Annotated in this window: 17 protein-coding genes; 10 read left to right on the top strand and 7 right to left on the bottom strand. The window is 65.4% G+C overall.

Features of this window, described 5'->3' with window-relative positions; genetic code table 11:
* Nucleotides 1-95: 95 nt before the first annotated feature.
* On the top strand, nt 96-1772 hold the full coding sequence (recN, locus tag QNA11_RS08305; protein ID WP_283484180.1) for a DNA repair protein RecN: 1677 nt from the start codon (nt 96-98) through the stop codon (nt 1770-1772).
* Between the two features lie 110 nt (nt 1773-1882).
* Here the strand turns inward: recN and nth are convergent, their stop codons facing one another.
* Complete coding sequence (nth, locus tag QNA11_RS08300) at nt 1883-2581, bottom strand: endonuclease III (RefSeq protein ID WP_283482651.1); 699 nt, start codon at nt 2579-2581, stop codon at nt 1883-1885.
* Between the two features lie 49 nt (nt 2582-2630).
* Here nth and QNA11_RS08295 point away from each other — a divergent pair, with 49 nt between their 5' ends.
* A complete protein-coding gene (locus tag QNA11_RS08295) occupies nt 2631-3122 on the top strand; it encodes a DUF2244 domain-containing protein (protein WP_283482650.1) in 492 nt (163 codons plus the stop codon).
* Here the strand turns inward: QNA11_RS08295 and QNA11_RS08290 are convergent, their stop codons facing one another.
* The 3 genes from QNA11_RS08290 to QNA11_RS08280 all read right to left on the bottom strand — a co-directional run bounded on the left by QNA11_RS08290 (nt 3123) and on the right by QNA11_RS08280 (nt 5043).
* Nucleotides 3123-3767, bottom strand: a complete 645-nt coding sequence (locus QNA11_RS08290; RefSeq protein WP_283484179.1) for a DedA family protein — start codon at nt 3765-3767, stop codon at nt 3123-3125.
* A gap of 81 nt (nt 3768-3848) precedes the next feature.
* Nucleotides 3849-4325, bottom strand: a complete 477-nt coding sequence (locus QNA11_RS08285) for a hypothetical protein (RefSeq protein WP_283482649.1) — start codon at nt 4323-4325, stop codon at nt 3849-3851.
* Nucleotides 4326-4602: 277 nt separating this feature from the next.
* Nucleotides 4603-5043: a VOC family protein gene (locus tag QNA11_RS08280; protein ID WP_283482648.1), complete on the bottom strand. Its 441-nt coding sequence runs from the start codon at nt 5041-5043 to the stop codon at nt 4603-4605.
* A gap of 156 nt (nt 5044-5199) precedes the next feature.
* Here QNA11_RS08280 and QNA11_RS08275 point away from each other — a divergent pair, with 156 nt between their 5' ends.
* Nucleotides 5200-6603, top strand: coding sequence for a cation diffusion facilitator family transporter (locus QNA11_RS08275; protein ID WP_283482647.1), 1404 nt, complete (start codon nt 5200-5202; stop codon nt 6601-6603).
* Nucleotides 6604-6673: 70 nt separating this feature from the next.
* Nucleotides 6674-6934: an exodeoxyribonuclease VII small subunit gene (locus tag QNA11_RS08270; RefSeq protein ID WP_283482646.1), complete on the top strand. Its 261-nt coding sequence runs from the start codon at nt 6674-6676 to the stop codon at nt 6932-6934.
* A 3-nt stretch (nt 6935-6937) separates the two neighbouring features.
* On the opposite strand, the gene QNA11_RS08265 is transcribed toward QNA11_RS08270, so the two are convergent.
* The 3 genes from QNA11_RS08265 to recF are packed head-to-tail and all read right to left on the bottom strand — an operon-like array spanning nt 6938 to nt 9618.
* A complete protein-coding gene (locus QNA11_RS08265; RefSeq protein ID WP_283482645.1) occupies nt 6938-8254 on the bottom strand; it encodes a DUF3422 family protein in 1317 nt (438 codons plus the stop codon).
* Between the two features lie 5 nt (nt 8255-8259).
* Nucleotides 8260-8448, bottom strand: coding sequence for a hypothetical protein (locus QNA11_RS08260; protein ID WP_283482644.1), 189 nt, complete (start codon nt 8446-8448; stop codon nt 8260-8262).
* Between the two features lie 36 nt (nt 8449-8484).
* Nucleotides 8485-9618, bottom strand: coding sequence for a DNA replication/repair protein RecF (recF, locus tag QNA11_RS08255; protein WP_283482643.1), 1134 nt, complete (start codon nt 9616-9618; stop codon nt 8485-8487).
* A 231-nt stretch (nt 9619-9849) separates the two neighbouring features.
* Here recF and coaBC point away from each other — a divergent pair, with 231 nt between their 5' ends.
* From coaBC to dnaA, 6 genes are all read left to right on the top strand, one after another.
* Nucleotides 9850-11097 (top strand): bifunctional phosphopantothenoylcysteine decarboxylase/phosphopantothenate--cysteine ligase CoaBC, encoded by a 1248-nt coding sequence (coaBC, locus tag QNA11_RS08250; RefSeq protein WP_283484178.1) that lies wholly within the window; start codon nt 9850-9852, stop codon nt 11095-11097.
* Entirely contained in the window at nt 11094-11558 is a 465-nt protein-coding gene (gene dut / locus QNA11_RS08245) for a dUTP diphosphatase (protein WP_283482642.1), read from the top strand. Before coaBC ends, dut begins: the two co-directional genes overlap by 4 nt.
* Nucleotides 11555-11992: an RrF2 family transcriptional regulator gene (locus tag QNA11_RS08240; protein WP_202072419.1), complete on the top strand. Its 438-nt coding sequence runs from the start codon at nt 11555-11557 to the stop codon at nt 11990-11992. Before dut ends, QNA11_RS08240 begins: the two co-directional genes overlap by 4 nt.
* Before the next feature lie 12 nt (nt 11993-12004).
* Nucleotides 12005-12781, top strand: coding sequence for an enoyl-CoA hydratase (locus QNA11_RS08235; protein ID WP_283482641.1), 777 nt, complete (start codon nt 12005-12007; stop codon nt 12779-12781).
* 184 nt (nt 12782-12965) lie between these two features.
* Nucleotides 12966-13238: a 30S ribosomal protein S20 gene (gene rpsT / locus QNA11_RS08230; protein ID WP_165055313.1), complete on the top strand. Its 273-nt coding sequence runs from the start codon at nt 12966-12968 to the stop codon at nt 13236-13238.
* 938 nt (nt 13239-14176) lie between these two features.
* Entirely contained in the window at nt 14177-15673 is a 1497-nt protein-coding gene (dnaA, locus tag QNA11_RS08225) for a chromosomal replication initiator protein DnaA (protein ID WP_202072421.1), read from the top strand.
* Nucleotides 15674-15724: the final 51 nt, after the last annotated feature.

Genomic DNA, 15724 nt, shown 5'->3' with positions numbered 1-15724 from the left:
GCCAACCTTGGCGCGTCGGCGAATCGCGCTCTTCCGCCATCGGGCGGCAGGGCTGTTGCATGCGGTTCGCGCGCCGGAGCGATAAAGTCAGCGTCATGCTCACCCGCCTGTCCATTCGCGATATCGTGCTTATCGACGCGCTCGATCTCGATTTCGGGCAGGGACTGACGACGCTCACCGGCGAGACGGGCGCCGGCAAGTCCATACTGCTCGACGCTTTCGTGTTGGCGCTCGGCGGGCGCGGCGACGCCTCGCTCGTGCGCGCGGGCAGCGAGCAGGGCCAGGTGACGGCTGTCTTCGATCTCGTCCCGGACCATCCCGCCCATCTCGCCGCCCGCGAATTCGGCCTCGCCAGCGAGGACGAAATGGTGCTGCGCCGCGTGCAGGCGGCGGACGGGCGCACGCGCGCCTTCGTCAACGACCAGCCCGCGACGGCGCAGGCGCTTCGCGCCATTGGCCGCGAGCTGGTGGAAATCCATTGCCAGCATGACGATCGCGCGCTCGTCGATCCGAGCGCCCATCGCACGCTGGTTGACGCCCATGGCGGGCTGCTCGGTCAGGCCACTGAGGTGCGCGGCCGGCACAGCGCCTGGCAGGCGGCGCGGCGCGCTCTGGCCGATGAGGAGGCGCGCATCGCCAAGGCCCGCGCCGACGCCGATTATCTGCGCCACGCCCATGAGGAGCTGACCAAGCTCGCCCCCGAGCCGGGCGAGGAGGAGACGCTCGCCGAACGCCGGCTGTTCATGCAGCGCGCCGAGAAGGTCGCGACCGACATTCGCGACGCGCTCGCGGTTTTCGCGGATGACCGGGCTCCGGCTGTCGAAATCGGCCACGCCGCGCGCCGGCTGGAACGCCGGCTGACGCAGGCGCCGCAAATATTGGAGCCGCCGGCCAAGGCGATGGCGCAGGCGGTCGACGCCTTGTCGCTCGCCGAGCAGGCGCTGGAGCAGGCGCTCGCCGAAACGCGTTTCGATCCGGCGGAGTTGGAGCGCGTCGAGGAGCGGCTGTTCGCGCTGCGCGGGGCGGCGCGCAAATATCAGGTTGGAATCCCGGAGCTGCCGAAGCTCGCCGAGAAATTCGCTGGAGATATTGCGGCGCTCGACGCCTCTGAGGCGCGGCTGACAAAGCTTGCTCAAGAGCTGGCGACCGCGAAATCCGCCTATGACGCTGCGGCGCAAGCTCTCTCCGCCGCCCGCCAGAAGGCGGCGAAAAAGCTCGACGCGCTGGTCGATGCCGAGCTGAAGCCGTTGAAGCTCGAGGGCGCGCATTTCTCGACGCAGGTGACGAGCGAGCCCGAGAACGGCGGACCGGAGGGGATCGACCGCGTCGAGTTCTGGGTGCAGACCAATCCCGGCTCGCGCCCCGGGCCGCTGACAAAGGTGGCGTCGGGCGGCGAGCTTGCGCGCTTCATGCTGGCCTTGAAGGTCGTGCTTGCCGATCGTGGCTCGGCCCCGACGCTGGTCTTCGACGAGATCGACACGGGGGTCGGCGGCGCCGTGGCCGACGCCATCGGTCAGCGCCTCGCGCGGCTCGCGGGCAAGGCGCAGGTTCTGGCGGTGACGCATGCGCCCCAGGTCGCCGCCCGCGCCAGCCGTCATTTGCGCATCAGCAAGGGCGCCTCGGCAAAGGGCAAGGAGAAGCGCGTGGCGACGAGCGTCGCCGTGCTTGCCGAGGCCGAGCGGCGGGAGGAGATCGCGCGGATGCTGTCCGGCGCGGCGATCACCGACGAAGCGCGCGCCGCGGCGATGCGGTTGCTGGAAGGGGCGGGGTAGCGGTTACGGTCGTCCACCGCCGTCATTGCGAGCGAAGCGAAGCAATCCAGGGCCGTAATGTGGCTCTGGATTGCTTCGTCGCTGACGCTCCTCGCAATGACGGGGAAGCTTTACGCCGTCTTCTCCTTGAACTTGCACAAATCATACAAAATGCACCGCGCGCATTCGGGCTTTCGCGCCTTGCATACATAACGCCCGTGCAGGATCAGCCAGTGATGCGCGTGCAGGAGATATTTCTCCGGCACGACCGCCTCGAGCCCTTTCTCCACCGCCTCCGGCGTCGCGCCCTTGGCGAGGGGCAGGCGGTTGGAGATGCGGAAGATATGGGTGTCGACGGCGATGGTCGGCTGGTGGAAGGCGATGTTCAGCACGACGTTCGCCGTCTTGCGGCCGACGCCGGGCAGGGCCGTCAGCGCCTCACGGTCCTGCGGCACCTTGCCCCCGTGGCGCTCGATCAGCAGTTGCGAGAGCGTGACGACGTTCTTCGCCTTGGTGCGGAAAAGGCCGATGGTCTTGATCGCCTCGCGCACGCGGTCCTCGCCGAGCGCGACCATTTTCTGCGGCGTATCGGCGATGGCGAAAAGCGCTGGCGTCGCCTTGTTTACCCCGGCGTCGGTCGCCTGCGCGGAGAGCACCACGGCGATCAGCAGGGTAAAGGGGTTCGTATAAAGAAGCTCGCCCTTGGGCTCGGGATTGGCCTCAGAAAGGCGCGCGAAAATGGCCTCGATCCGCGCCGCCTCCGCCGCTGGCAGGCGGCGGCGGACAGTAGGCTTCCTTGACTGTGCGTTTTCGCTGTTTCTTCCCGCCATGACCGCGTTATATCTATTGGTTCGCAGGGACGGAAGCGCTGTAGAGCCCATGGCTGAGCCCTTTGACGAACCGATTTATTCCAAGCGCCTCTCGCCGCATCGATCGATGACGCCGCGCGCCTTCTATCTCTTCATCGTCGCCTATTGCGTCGCGCAGGGACTGTTCGCGCTGCCATTTCTGTTCATGGGGGCCTGGCCCGTCGCGGGCTTCATGGGGCTCGATGCGTTGGCGCTGTTCATCGCCTTCCGCCTCAGTTTCCGTGACGCGCGCGCCTATGAGACGCTCGACGTCACGCCGGTCGAGCTCGTCTTCGCTAAGGTCGGGGCCGGCGGCTGGCGGCGCGAATGGCGCTTCAATCCCGCCTGGGTTCGCCTGGAGCAGAAGGTCCACGAGGAATTCGGCACGCAGAGCGTCGCGTTGGTGTTTCGCGGCGAGACCGTCGAGGTCGGCTCCTTCCTGGGGCCGGATCAGAAGGCCGAGCTCGCCCGCGATCTCACCCACGCCCTCGCCACGGCGAAAAGGGGCCCGCGCTTTTCCTGACTATTGCTTGCGTTGCGAGAGGACGGCGTCGGCGTCGCGCAACAGCCGCTCCTCATTGACCTTATAGTAGCGCCACAGCACAAAGAGCCCGATCAGGCCACAGACAATGCCGAGCGTTGCGAGCCGCCCCTCGATCTTCTCGAAACCCGCTGTCAGCAAATAGGCGCCGAAGCCGAAGACGAGCGCCCAAACAATGCCCCCGGCCGCGTTGTAGAGAAAGAATTTGCCGGCCGGCAGGCGGTTGGCGCCTGCGAGCAGCGCCGCGAGAATGCGCAGCAGCGCGATGAAGCGGCCGAAGAAGACGATGGCGCCGCCCCATTTGTAGAAGAGATATTGCCCGAGCCGCAGCTTCTCCGGCCCGAGCCCCACGCGCCAGCCATGGCGCTCCAGGAAGCGGTAGCCGAATTCGCGGCCGATCCAATAGCCGATGTTGTCGCCCATGATGGCACCGGCGGCGGCCGCCGCGACGATCCAGTCGATGGAGAGCGCGCCGGAGAGCCGCGCATAGATTGCGGCGCCAACCAGCATGGTCTCGCCCGGCAAAGGCAGGCCGGAGCTTTCCAAGGCAACCACCAGGAAGATGGCCCAATAGCCATAGGTCGAGAGGATGGCGGCGATCTGCGCCTGATCGAGGAAATGGGCCATGATGACGTCGCGCAAGCTCGGATAAAGAAAAAGCGACACCGCGGCGCGATGTCGCTTCGACGCGTTGAGCCCTTTGGGCCGTTACTGATACTGATGCGCGCCGGCGCAGCTCAGGTTGATTGCGAAGGGTTGACCGAAGCCTTCATCGGCGAAGAGGGCTCCCTCTTCGAGCGCGGGTTCGAGCACCGCGCGCAGGCCCTTGAGCAACGGCTGGTCGTCGCCCGTGATCCGTTCGCGCAGCGCCTCGCGGACGCCGTCATCCGCCCGGCGGGCGAAGTCGCGAACGATAATCGATACGAATCTGCCGACGCTCATTCCCTTCTCTTGCGCCGCCACGCGGACGCGCTCGGCGAAGCGGCCGCCGATGCTTTTGAGGGCCGCCTGGGCGACCATCTCGTTCGAGCAGGAATGGATCAGATCCGTTACCAGCATATCGTCCTCCGCTTTGCTTTCTTTTTTCAGCCCGTCCTCTTCGCTTCCTACGCCGCCCGACCCCTCGGGCGCGGCGTCCACTTGAAAATTGGGCGGCGGCGACTGAACCGTCGCTGAACCGCTCACGCTGAAAACCTCGGATCCGCAACGGACCCGGGCGCCTTCGCCTCCGGCCCGGAAACGCGCCTTGCACGCTCCGTCCCCGCGTATCGCCGCTCCTATACGAGGCCTGTGACGCGCCTACGACGAGCGGTTGTAAATTTTTGCGTGGAGGAAGCGCGGCGCGCCCATGCCGCGCCTCCGTATTGTCCCAACGCGCCACTCTGGTCATAGTTTCATGGCGCAGTGAAAAAATCTTTGCTGCGCCTGCACAACAATTCCAAAGTCCATCGCGCCTGCGGCGTCACCAAACGCCGATATTCTGCGCCGAGGCCCAAGGCTCCTTGGGCTCCAAGGGCTTGCCGCTTTGCAGCAGCTCGATCGACACCGCGTCCGGCGTGCGCACGAAGGCCATATGGCCGTCGCGCGGCGGCCGGTTGATCGTCACGCCGGCTTTCTGAAGCCTCCCGCAGACCTCGTAGATGTCGTCGACGGCGAAAGCGAGATGGCCGAAATTGCGCCCGCCAGCATATTCGTGCTCGTCCCAATTATAGGTGAGCTCGATCGTCGGGGCGCCGCTGCGCTTGGCCTCCTCGATGTCGGCGGGCGCCGCCAGATAGACCAGCGTATAGCGGCCTTTTTCATTCTCCATGCGGCGCACTTCCGTGAGGCCGAGAATGTCGCAGAAAAAATGCAGCGAGCGGTCGAGATCGCCCACCCGGATCATCGTATGCAGAAACTTCATGCGTGAACTCCTGTTGATGGCGCATCCTAGCACCGGCGCGCCGGCTTGTGCGTGGCCGAGGGTGAGTCGTTCCGCCGCGGCGATCCACAAGCGGCGTTTGCGGCCGGGGCCGCCTCTTGCTAGGCAAAGCGCGTCAATCTTCGCAGGCAACCTCCCATGACCGAGACGAGGGCGCTCGACGCCCACGGCGCCAGCCGGAAAATCGCCGCAGCCAAGGCCTCCATCGCCGCGAGCGCGCTACTCGCCGTGGCCAAGCTCGCCGCCGGCCTCTGGTCCGGCTCGCTCGCGCTGCTCTCCGAGGCTGGCCACGCCTTTGTCGACACGGGCGCGACGGCGCTGACCTATTTTGCGGTGCGCGAGGCGGAGAAGCCGGCGGACGCGGAACATCATTACGGACATGGAAAATATGAGGCGCTCGCGGCGCTTGTCGAGACCGGCCTGCTGTTCGGCCTGGCGCTCGTGGTTGTCGGCGAGGCGATCAGGCGCCTCGGCGGAGAGCAGGTGACGATCGACGCCGGCTGGCCCGCCTATGGCGTCCTCGTGGCGTCTATCCTGATCGATTTCGTGCGCTCACGCCAATTGGCAGAGATCGCGCGGGAGGAGCGCAGCGACGCGCTCGCCGCCGACGCCCTGCATTTCGCCAGCGATCTCGTGTCGTCCGCTCTGGCGCTGATCGGCGTGGCGGCGGCGCATTTCGGTTTTCCGCAGGGCGACGCGCTCGCCTCCTTCGGCGTGGCGGGCTTCATCGCCATCGCCGGCTACCGGCTCGGGCGGCGCACGATCGACACTCTGGTCGACGTGGCGCCGGGCGATCTTACGCCGCATATCGAGCGGGCGATCCTGAACGTGCCGGGCGTCATCACGCTCGACGAATTGCGGCTGCGCAGCGCTGGGGCGGAGATCATCGGCGACGCGACGATCGGCGTCGCGCGCACGCTGCGCGTCGAGCAGGCGGCGCGCATCAAGGCGGCCGTCTCGGAAGCGATTCTCGCCGCCGTCCCGCATGCGCGCGTGACCATCACCGCCGACGCCAGGGCGCTCGACGACGAGACGGTGGTCGAGCGCATCATGCTCGTCGCCGCGCGCCGCCATATCACCGCGCATCACGTCATCGCCCAGCAGATCGGCGAGCGCCTGTCGATCGGCCTCGACATAGAGCTCGACGGCGTCATGCCGATGGGGCGCGCCCACGCCATCGCCACGGATTTCGAAAGCGCCATCCACGACGAATTCGGCGCAGACGTCGAGATCGAGACGCATATTGAGCCCTTGGCGCCGCATGTGCTCGTCGGCCGCGACGCGCCGGATGAACTTGCGCGGGAGATCGCGGCGGCGCTCGACCGCCACAGCGAGCAAGTCGGCTATATCGCCAATGTGCACGATGTGCGCGTGCGCGAAACCTCCGGCGGGCTCGTCGTGAATTATCATTGCGCGGTCGACGCCAGCGTGCCCGTCGAGACGGTGCATGAAGCGGTCGACGGGTTGGAGCGCCGGATGCGCGAGGAATATCCTCAAATCCTGCGCATTGTTGGCCATGCCGAGCCGGCCGATCATGATTAAGGGCCGGCGCGCCTGAAGGCGCGCGGTCCGGACCGCGGGCCTTCAGGCCCGCATTAAATCAAGGCAAGACATGAAAACCGAGAAAGAAGAAGCGGCCGCAGACGTCTCCGCCATGCCTTTCGAGAAGGCGATGCAGGAGCTCGAGAGCATCGTCGGAGAGCTGGAGAAGGGCTCCGTCTCGCTCGACGAATCGGTGCGCCTTTATGCGCGCGGCAAGGCGCTGCAGGAGTGCTGCGAGAAGCTGCTCGCCGAGGCCGAGGCGCGGGTCGAAAAGATCACGCTCGGCGAGAATGGCGCGCCCAAGGGCGTTGCGCCGCTCGACGTGGAATAGGGCCTAATCGCCCAGCTCTTCCTTGGCGGCGCGGATCGACAAGGCGCGCACGCGCGCCATGAAAGCCCAGGAAATGAGCAGCGCGAAAGGCACGAAGATCGCCCCGGCCATATCCGCGGAGATGGCCTCCGGCAATGCGCCTGACTCCTTCAATCCCTTGGCGATGAAGGCGAACAGCCCCACGAGATAATAGGCGAGGCCGGCGACCGAGATGCCCTGCACCATGCGGTTGAGCCGCATCTGCAGGCGCGTGCGGCGAACCATATCGTCGAGCAAAGCGCCGTTTTGCCGCTCCATCTCCAGCGTGATGCCGGTGCGCATCAGATTGGTCGTGCGGGCGACATCCGTCGAAAAGCGCGTCTGTCTGGCCTGCACGGCGTTGCAGGTTTCGATCGCCGGATCGAGCCTTGCGTTGAGAAAGCTCGAAATGGTCGGATATTGCCCTTCCTTGGCTTCCTGCAACAATTCCAGCCGGCTCTTCACCAGCGCATGATAGGCGCGGCTGGCGCTGAAACGGAAAGTCGTGCGCGTCGAAAGCGCCTCATTGGCGGCGAGAAGGTCGGAAAGCCGCTTGAGCAGCGCCTGATTGCTGCGCGACTCGTCGCGACGCAGCGCATTGGTGATTTCGGACAGCTCCTCTTCCATCATCGTCAGCTCGGGAGAAACCGCGCGCGCGAGCGGAAGGCCGATGAGCGCCATGCTGCGATAGGTCTCGACTTCGAGAAGACGCTGCGCGAGACGCCCGGCTTCAAGCGGCGGCGCCTCCAGTATGCGGATGGCCATGCGCGTGAAGCCATGAGCGTCGACGGCAAAATCGGTCAGCGCCTGGGCGCCGCCGGCCTTGCCGATTTCGATGACGCAGAGGCTCTGCGAATTGAAAAGCGCGGCCAGCTCGTCGAGCGGCGTTTGCCCGTCGATGACGCATAGATGCGTGGCGACGATCAGCGGTCCCGGCGGGCGAAAGGCGATTTCGCCGCGCGTCAGAGGATCGGCGTGATCGAAAGGCTTTTCCGCCCCTATGCTGGTCGACCAGCTATAGGTCGTGAATTCCGCGTGCTGCTCCCAGCGCAATCGCCAGCCGTTGAACGCGAGATGATGGAACTTCGCGTCGGGCGCCGGCGGTTCGAGCTGATGCGTTCGCGCCAATTGTTCGACCGCGGCGCGGTCCGCGAGGGCCTCGTCGCGATTGGTCGCGAAAGCGAAATGATAGACGCGGCGCGGGACCTGCAAAGGCAGGAAAGGCCGCGCATGCAACTCCGCGAGGATCGCCGCGCGCGATTCGTGCTCGATCCACTGCGCGCCCGTAATTGGCTTGTTCATTCCGCTTACCCGATCAGCCTATGCGCGATCCAGCCAATCAAGAGCGCGATGAGCGTCGTAAAGACGGCCATTCCCGACCAGACGGAAACGCCGGTGACGACGCCGCCTTCCTTGAAGGCGTTGCGCAGGCCGGCGCCGAGAATGAGCCAGGGCGCCGCCATGCCGGCGATGATCGCATACCAATACCAATCCATTGCCTGCTCCGTGAACCTCGCGATGGATAGCATGCGTCAGAAAGCTTTTTCTATGCGTCCGGGCGTCACCAGCAACATTTCCGCCCGCCCGTCGAGCGAGGCGAACAACAGCGGATCGGCGCCCGTCATCCAGACTTGTCCGCCTAGCGCCTCCAGCTCGGTAAAAAGCGCTTCGCGCCGCTTCGGGTCGAAATGCGCGGCGACCTCGTCCAGAAGCAACAGCGGCGCCTTGCCGGTCATTTCTCCGACGAGCCGGGCATGCGCCAATGTGAGGCCCATCAGCAGCGCCTTCTGTTCGCCCGTGGAGCAGTCGCGCGCGGCCTCGTTCTTGGGGCCGTGGCGCACGGCGAGGTCGCTCGTCTGCGGTCCGGTGAGGGTGCGGCCGGCGGCGGCGTCGCGGCGTCGCATGTCTCGAAGCGTCTCGCGGAAGCGCTCTTCGACGGCAAGCGCCGGCGCCTCGGCGAGCATCTTCTCGACCTCGCCCTCTATCGCAATCTCCGCCCAGGGAAAGACGCTCTCGCTCGCGACGATCAAAGAGGCAAGACGGGAGACGGTCTCCCGCCGCGCCGCCGCCACGGCGACGCCGAGCGCGGCGATTTCCTGCTCGGCGGCGTCGAGCCAGCGCTTGTCTGAGACGCCTTCCTCCAGCAGCCGGTTGCGGTTGCGCAGCGCGCGTTCCAGTCTGTTGACGCGCGCGCCGTGATCGGCGTCGACGCCCAGCGCCAGGCGATCGAGAAAGCGCCGGCGCTCGCCCGCCGGGCCGTTGAACAGCCCATCCATTGCGGGCGTCAGCCACAAGACGCGCAGATGGTCGGCAAAGGCGCGGGCCGAGGAGACCGGGGCGCGGTCGATGCGGAATTGCCTCTCGCCCTCGGCCGAGAGCCCGTGGCCGAGCTGCGCCGTCATCCCGTCCGCTTCGATCTCGATCGACACGGCGAAGCCGCCGGAGCCGTCCCGCCGGGCGCATTCGGACAGCTCGGCGCGGCGCAGGCCCCGGCCGGGCGAAAAAAGCGAGAGCGCTTCCAGCACATTGGTCTTGCCGGCGCCGTTCTCGCCGACAAGCGCCACGAGCCGCGCGTCGATCTCGCAGCGCGCCTGCGCATAGGAGCGGTAATCGGCAAGCGTGAGGCGCCGCACGCGCGGCGCGGGCAGGGAATCGGCGCGCGTCATTCGCCGTTAGATAACACCAAAGGGAGGGACGCGTCGCCGAGCCGCCGTCATTGCGCGCGAAGCGAAGCAATCCAGCGCCACACCATGGCTCTGGATCGCTTCATCGTTGCGCTCGTTCGAATGTCGGATTTCAGACGCGCGCCGACCATGGCCGCTTTGGCCTTGCGCCCAAAATCTGTATTCTCCGCGCGCGTTCATCGGGGAGTATTGGCCTTGCCGCGTCCAGAGATCATGCAAAGCCTTGAGGGGAAGAGGGTTTTGCTCGTCGTCGGGGGCGGGATCGCGGCCTATAAGTCACTCGACCTCGTGCGTCGGCTGCGCGAGCGTGGGGCGCGGGTGCGGGTGGTCATGACCGCCGCCGCCAAAGAGTTCGTCACGCCGCTCGCCTTCGTCAGCCTTGCAGGCGAAAAGGTTTACGACGATCTCTTCTCGGCGACGGACGAGCACGAGATGGGCCATATCCAGCTCTCCCGCGACGCCGACCTCATCGTCGTCGCGCCGGCGACCGCGCATCTCCTCGCGCGCGCCGCGCAGGGCCTCTGCGACGATCTCGCCACGACGCTCCTGCTTGCGACCGACAAGCGCGCGCTCTACGCGCCCGCCATGAATCTGCGCATGTGGCTGGCGCCCGCGACCCGGCGCAATGTCGCAACGCTCAAAAGCGACGGCGCGCTGTTCGTTGGCCCCAACAGCGGGGAGATGGCCTGCGGCGAATATGGCCCCGGCCGCATGGCCGAGCCGCTGGAGATCGTCGCCGCGATAGAGCAAGCGCTGGAAAGCGACACGCGGCTTTCCTTGCCGGCCGTCGAGCCCGGCGCGCTGGCTGGCCGCCACGTCGTCGTCACCTCGGGGCCGACGCATGAAGCGATCGACCCGGTGCGCTATATCGCCAACCGTTCCTCGGGCAAGCAGGGCCACGCCATTGCCGCCGCCGCCGCCATTGCGGGCGCCCGGGTGACGCTGATCTGCGGGCCTGTGATGCTCCCCGATCCGCCTGGCTGCGACGTCATCCACGTCGAGAGCGCCCGCGACATGCTTGCCGCGGTCGAGCGGGCGCTGCCGGCCGATGTTTTCATCGGCGCCGCCGCCGTCGCCGATTGGCGCGTCGAGGCGGCGACGCAGAAGATCAAGAAAGAGCAGGGGGCTGAGGCCCCGAGCTTTGCGCTTGTCGAAAACCCGGACATTCTGGCGAGCGTCGCGCGCGCGCAAAATCGGCCGCGGCTCGTCGTCGGCTTCGCGGCGGAGACCACCAACGTCATCGCTCACGCCCGCAAAAAGCTTGCCCGCAAAGGCTGCGATCTGATCGTCGCCAATGACGTGTCGGAAGGCTCCGGCGTCTTCGGCGGCGATGAGAACGAGGCGCATCTCGTCTCGCCGATCGGCGTCGAAAGCTGGCCGCGCCTGCGCAAGGAGGCCGTCGCCGAGCGGCTCGTCGCGCGGCTTGCGGAAGTTCTCAATAAAGAAGAGGCTGCTGAATGAAAGTCTCCATCCGCCGCCTCACCAATGGCGAGGGCCTGCCGCTCCCCGCCTATGCCAGCGAAGGGGCCGCCGGGCTCGATCTCTATGCGGCGTTGCCCGCCGGGCAGAAGCTCGTGCTGGAGCCGGGCGCACGCGATCTGATTCCGACCGGAATCCAGATCGCCTTGCCGGAGGGCTATGAGGCGCAGTTGCGGCCGCGTTCGGGGCTCGCCGTCGAATATGGCGTGACCGTTCTCAACGCGCCGGGCACCATCGACAGCGACTATCGCGGCGAGGTGAAGGCGCTGCTCATCAATCATGGCGGCCAGCCCTTCGAGATCACCCGCGGCATGCGCATCGCTCAGCTCGTCGTTGCGCCGGTCGTGCGCGCGATTCTGGCCGAGGTCGAGGATCTCGACGAGACAGCGCGCGGGGCGGGCGGTTTTGGCTCGACGGGCCTGCACGGGGGCGGTGAGGAATGAGGCTGCTGCCGCGACCGGCGCGATTCGCCTTGATGGCGGCGCTCGACGTCGCCCTTTATGCGCGCGGGCGTCCCGTCTCGTCGAAGGAGCTTGCCGCGCGCCACGATCTGCCGCCGCGCCGGTTAGAGACGCTGCTGCAGGCGTTGGTGCGCGCCGGCATATTGAAGAGTGTGCGTGGCCCGGCTGGCGGCTATGAGCTGGCGCGCGAACGGCGCCGACTCTGCGTGGGCGAGATCGTGCGCGTCGCCTTGCGCGCCGAGGAAGAAGAGGATCAGGCGCCGGCGCTGCTCGTCGCCGTGCTCGAGCCGCTGATCGCCGAGACCGAAGAGGCGGCGCTGGCGCGGCTCGACGACATCACCCTCGAGGATCTCTACGCCCGCGCCATTGCGCTGGGCTTCGGCCAGAAAGAGCCAGCCACTGACTTCGATATTTAGAAGGAGGCCCAGATGAGCAGCTACGAGACGATCGACGTCGAAACGCATGGCCGCGTGGGCCTCATCCGCCTCAACCGGCCGCAGGCATTGAACGCCCTCAACGCGCTGCTGATCAGCGAGGTCGACTGCGCTTTGGCGGGCTTCGAGGCCGACGACGGCGTCGGCTGCGTGGTGATCACGGGCTCGGAGAAGGCCTTCGCCGCCGGCGCCGACATCAAGGAGATGAAGGACAAGAGCTTCGCCGACGCTTATCTGAGCGACTTCATCGGCCGCTGGGACACGGTCGCGCGCGCCCGCAAGCCGATCATCGCGGCGGTCGCCGGTTTTGCGCTGGGCGGCGGCTGCGAACTCGCCATGATGTGCGACTTTATCATAGCCGCCGATACGGCGCAGTTCGGACAGCCGGAGATCAAGATCGGCGTCATTCCCGGCGCGGGCGGCACCCAGCGCCTGACCCGGGCGATCGGTAAGGCCAAAGCCATGGACCTCGTGCTGACCGGCCGCATGATGGGGGCGGAGGAGGCCGAGCGCTGCGGTCTCGTCGCCCGAATCGTCCCCGCCGCCGACCTTGTCGCCGAGGCGCTGAAGGCTGGGGCGGCAGTCGCCGCCATGTCGCTGCCGGCGGCGATGATGGCAAAGGAGGCGGTGAACGCCGCTTTCGAAACCACGCTCACAGAGGGCGTGCGCTATGAGCGCCGGCTGTTTTATTCGCTCTTTGCGACCCAGGATCAGAAAGAGGGCATGGCGGCCTTCGTGGAGAAGCGGAAACCCGCTTTCCAGAATCGCTGATGCGGACCGCGAGCCTTCAGGCTCGCTCAAAATGCGGGCCGGAAGGCCCGCGGTCCAAATGCGCATCGCCATTGACGAAAAAAGGGGGCGAGCCTATAAGGCGTGCGACGTGGCCGCGATTTCGCGGCCGCAATGTTTTCGGGCGGCCATGAGTCGCTGTTACAGCTTCGAGGACAGATAAGACATGGCCAATACAGCTTCGGCCAAAAAAGCCGTTCGCAAGATCGAGCGCCGCACCGCCGTCAATCGCGCGCGTCGCAGCCGCATGCGCACCTTCGTGCGCAAGGTCGAGGAGGCGATCGCTTCCGGCGACGCGTCGCTCGCCGCCGCTGCGCTGCAGAGCGCCGCGCCGGAGATGATGCGCGCCGCGCAGAAGGGCGTCATTCACAAGAACACCGCCTCGCGCAAAGTTTCGCGCCTGAGCGCCAGCGTGAAGGCGCTTGCAGCGAAGGGGTGAGATTTCTCGCCTATTGCGTGCAGCTTGCTCCGATTTCGGAGTGACCGGCGATACTCTTAAGGCCCAGCTCTGCTGGGCTTTTTTTATTTCCGGCCTCTGGTGGCGCAAACTTTGCTTGCGCCATTCGGACGCGCACACAAAAAATATCGCGTAGCGGTTGCGCGCAGATGAAAGTCCTCGGATTCAAGCCCTTGTGACCAAGTCGTCAAAAAGGCCTATCCAGATGGCCACTTGACATCTTTACGACAGTTAATTCACGCGCATTCCAAGTGCATAATGCGGAAAATCGGATTTCCTTTTATTCCCAGAGCTGAATCATAAGTTTACAGCCTACTTTGCGCCGTAAAGTCTTGCATCGGCGCCACAGGCGAGGCGAAAGGATGACGTCACATTGATGTCGATCATTGCGCGGATGAGGCGCCGCGTGTAGGTTCTTTTTTGTCGAACGAAAGCGATTATCGCCCACCATCAGCTACAGGCTGAGCACACAAAGGGAGCGACGATATGTCGAGATCCTGCTCGAAAAGCCGAGGCTTCCGGCGAGCGATTGCTTTCCCTCCTGTTCGATTTGAAATTCACGAGATCAGTTCGCGGGGCTGCTGAGTTCAAAGCAGTCAGGCGGGGGCGTTAGAAATCCAGGATCCTGCGATTCTGGAAACCGGGGGTTTTGTCATGAGAAGACAGCGGCGGGCCAATGAGATTGGAGTGCTGCGTAGAGTGCGTGAATTCTTCTCACGGCGTTCAATTGATTTTGTCCCCAGCGTCTATCTCGATCGTATAAGCCGCGAGGCGAGTAGCGAAGGGTTTGCGCTAGGTCCGCCCTGCTGAGCGTCGCCGACTGAGACTATTCTAGCAACCATCTGCGTCTATCTGAGCGAATTCACGTCGCCCGCGCGCTGCGGGCGCGACGGAACGCGTATTCTCGAAAAAGGTCACGAATGCTGGATCGCGCCATGCAACACGACGGGATTTGCCCGGAAGATCAAAAGCGCTGGGAAGGCGTACGTCAAAGGTTGCGCGCCGAGCTCGGCGACGCCGTTTACAGCTCATGGTTCACGCGCCTGGAGCTCGATCGCCTGAACGCCGGGACCATCTATCTCAGTGTGCCCACCAAATTTTTGAAGAGCTGGGTGCAATCCCACTATGCGTCGCGCATCAAAGCGCGCGTGTCGAACGAGTTCGAGAATATCGAGCATGTCGTGATCGACGTGCGTTCCTCCGCGCGCAAGGCGAAGCCGCGCGATGGCGCCGGCGAATCCGAGGCGTCGACGCCGCATTTGGCGGAGAAGCCGCAGACGCCTTATATTGTCGCCGCAGAGCCCGTCGAGACCTCCGCCGCGCAACGGCGGCCGGCGCGCGCCGTTGCCCCGCGCGGCGAGAACGACTCTGTCGTTGGTTCGCCGCTGGATCGGCGCTTGTCCTTTTCGACCTTTCTCGTCGGCCCTTCTAACCAGCTTGCTTACGCGGCCGCATGCCGCGTCGCAGACGCCCGGCCCGGCGACACGCCGATGTTCAATCCGCTGTACGCCCATGCGGCGGTAGGGCTCGGCAAGACGCATCTTCTGCAGGCGCTTGCCCATGCGACGAACGATAATCGACGTCGCGCGGTCTATCTCACGGCCGAACGATTCATGAGCGGCTTCGTTTCGTCGCTGACCACGCAGACGGCGCACGCCTTCAAGGAGCGGCTGCGCGCCATCGACATGCTCATCATCGACGATGTGCAGTTCCTGCAAGGCAAATCGATTCAGCAGGAGTTCTGCCACACGCTCAATGCGCTGATCGACGCGGGGCGTCAGGTTGTCGTCGCCGCCGATCGTCCGCCGTCCGATCTCGAAACGCTGGACGAGCGCGTTCTGTCGCGTTTCAAGGGCGGGCTTTGTGTCGACATCGGCCCCTTGGACGAATCCTTGCGCGCGAAAATCCTGGGCGCGCGCATCGCCGCCGCCCAAGAGATGCAGCCGGGCTTCCATGTGCCGCCGGACGTCATCAATTATGTCGCGCGCACGATCGTCACCAACGGCCGCGATCTGGAAGGCGCCGTCAATCGTCTTCTGGCGCATGTCACGCTCAACGGCGCGCCGCTGACCGTTGAGACGGCGGAAACGGCAATCCGCGATCTGGTGCGCACGCAAGAGCCCAAACGCGTCAAGATCGACGACATCCAAAAGCTCGTGGCCTCGCACTACAATATTTCGCGCTCCGACATTCTTTCCTCGCGCCGCACGGCGAATGTCGTGCGCCCCCGCCAGATCGCCATGTATCTGTCGAAAGTGTTGACCTTGCGCTCCTTGCCCGAAATCGGGCGGCGCTTCGGCGGCCGCGATCACACGACGGTGTTGCACGCTGTCCGAAAGATCGAGGAACTCGTCTCCAAGGACAAAAGCCTTGCGGAAGTCATCGATCTTCTGAAACGCATATTGAACGAGCAATAAGCCTCACCGCTGGAGCCCGCCGGCCTTTCTCCGCGCCTTGGCTCCGATCAT

The sequence above is a fragment of the Methylocystis sp. JR02 genome (assembly GCF_030063565.1).
GTDB lineage: Bacteria > Pseudomonadota > Alphaproteobacteria > Rhizobiales > Beijerinckiaceae > Methylocystis > Methylocystis iwaonis.
The sequence above is the reverse complement of the archived record's forward strand: the minus strand, read 5'-3'. Positions and strand labels throughout refer to the sequence as shown.

Coding starts and splice junctions, on each gene's coding strand:
- dnaA (WP_202072421.1), top strand. CDS start 14,177: ATGCTGGATCGCGCCATGCAACACGACGGGATTTGCCCGGAAGATCAA.
- nth (WP_283482651.1), bottom strand. CDS start 2,581: ATGGCGGGAAGAAACAGCGAAAACGCACAGTCAAGGAAGCCTACTGTC.
- QNA11_RS08280 (WP_283482648.1), bottom strand. CDS start 5,043: ATGAAGTTTCTGCATACGATGATCCGGGTGGGCGATCTCGACCGCTCG.
- recN (WP_283484180.1), top strand. CDS start 96: ATGCTCACCCGCCTGTCCATTCGCGATATCGTGCTTATCGACGCGCTC.
- QNA11_RS08270 (WP_283482646.1), top strand. CDS start 6,674: ATGAAAACCGAGAAAGAAGAAGCGGCCGCAGACGTCTCCGCCATGCCT.
- QNA11_RS08240 (WP_202072419.1), top strand. CDS start 11,555: ATGAGGCTGCTGCCGCGACCGGCGCGATTCGCCTTGATGGCGGCGCTC.
- dut (WP_283482642.1), top strand. CDS start 11,094: ATGAAAGTCTCCATCCGCCGCCTCACCAATGGCGAGGGCCTGCCGCTC.
- recF (WP_283482643.1), bottom strand. CDS start 9,618: ATGACGCGCGCCGATTCCCTGCCCGCGCCGCGCGTGCGGCGCCTCACG.
- QNA11_RS08265 (WP_283482645.1), bottom strand. CDS start 8,254: ATGAACAAGCCAATTACGGGCGCGCAGTGGATCGAGCACGAATCGCGC.
- rpsT (WP_165055313.1), top strand. CDS start 12,966: ATGGCCAATACAGCTTCGGCCAAAAAAGCCGTTCGCAAGATCGAGCGC.
- coaBC (WP_283484178.1), top strand. CDS start 9,850: ATGCAAAGCCTTGAGGGGAAGAGGGTTTTGCTCGTCGTCGGGGGCGGG.
- QNA11_RS08260 (WP_283482644.1), bottom strand. CDS start 8,448: ATGGATTGGTATTGGTATGCGATCATCGCCGGCATGGCGGCGCCCTGG.
- QNA11_RS08295 (WP_283482650.1), top strand. CDS start 2,631: ATGGCTGAGCCCTTTGACGAACCGATTTATTCCAAGCGCCTCTCGCCG.
- QNA11_RS08275 (WP_283482647.1), top strand. CDS start 5,200: ATGACCGAGACGAGGGCGCTCGACGCCCACGGCGCCAGCCGGAAAATC.
- QNA11_RS08290 (WP_283484179.1), bottom strand. CDS start 3,767: ATGGCCCATTTCCTCGATCAGGCGCAGATCGCCGCCATCCTCTCGACC.
- QNA11_RS08235 (WP_283482641.1), top strand. CDS start 12,005: ATGAGCAGCTACGAGACGATCGACGTCGAAACGCATGGCCGCGTGGGC.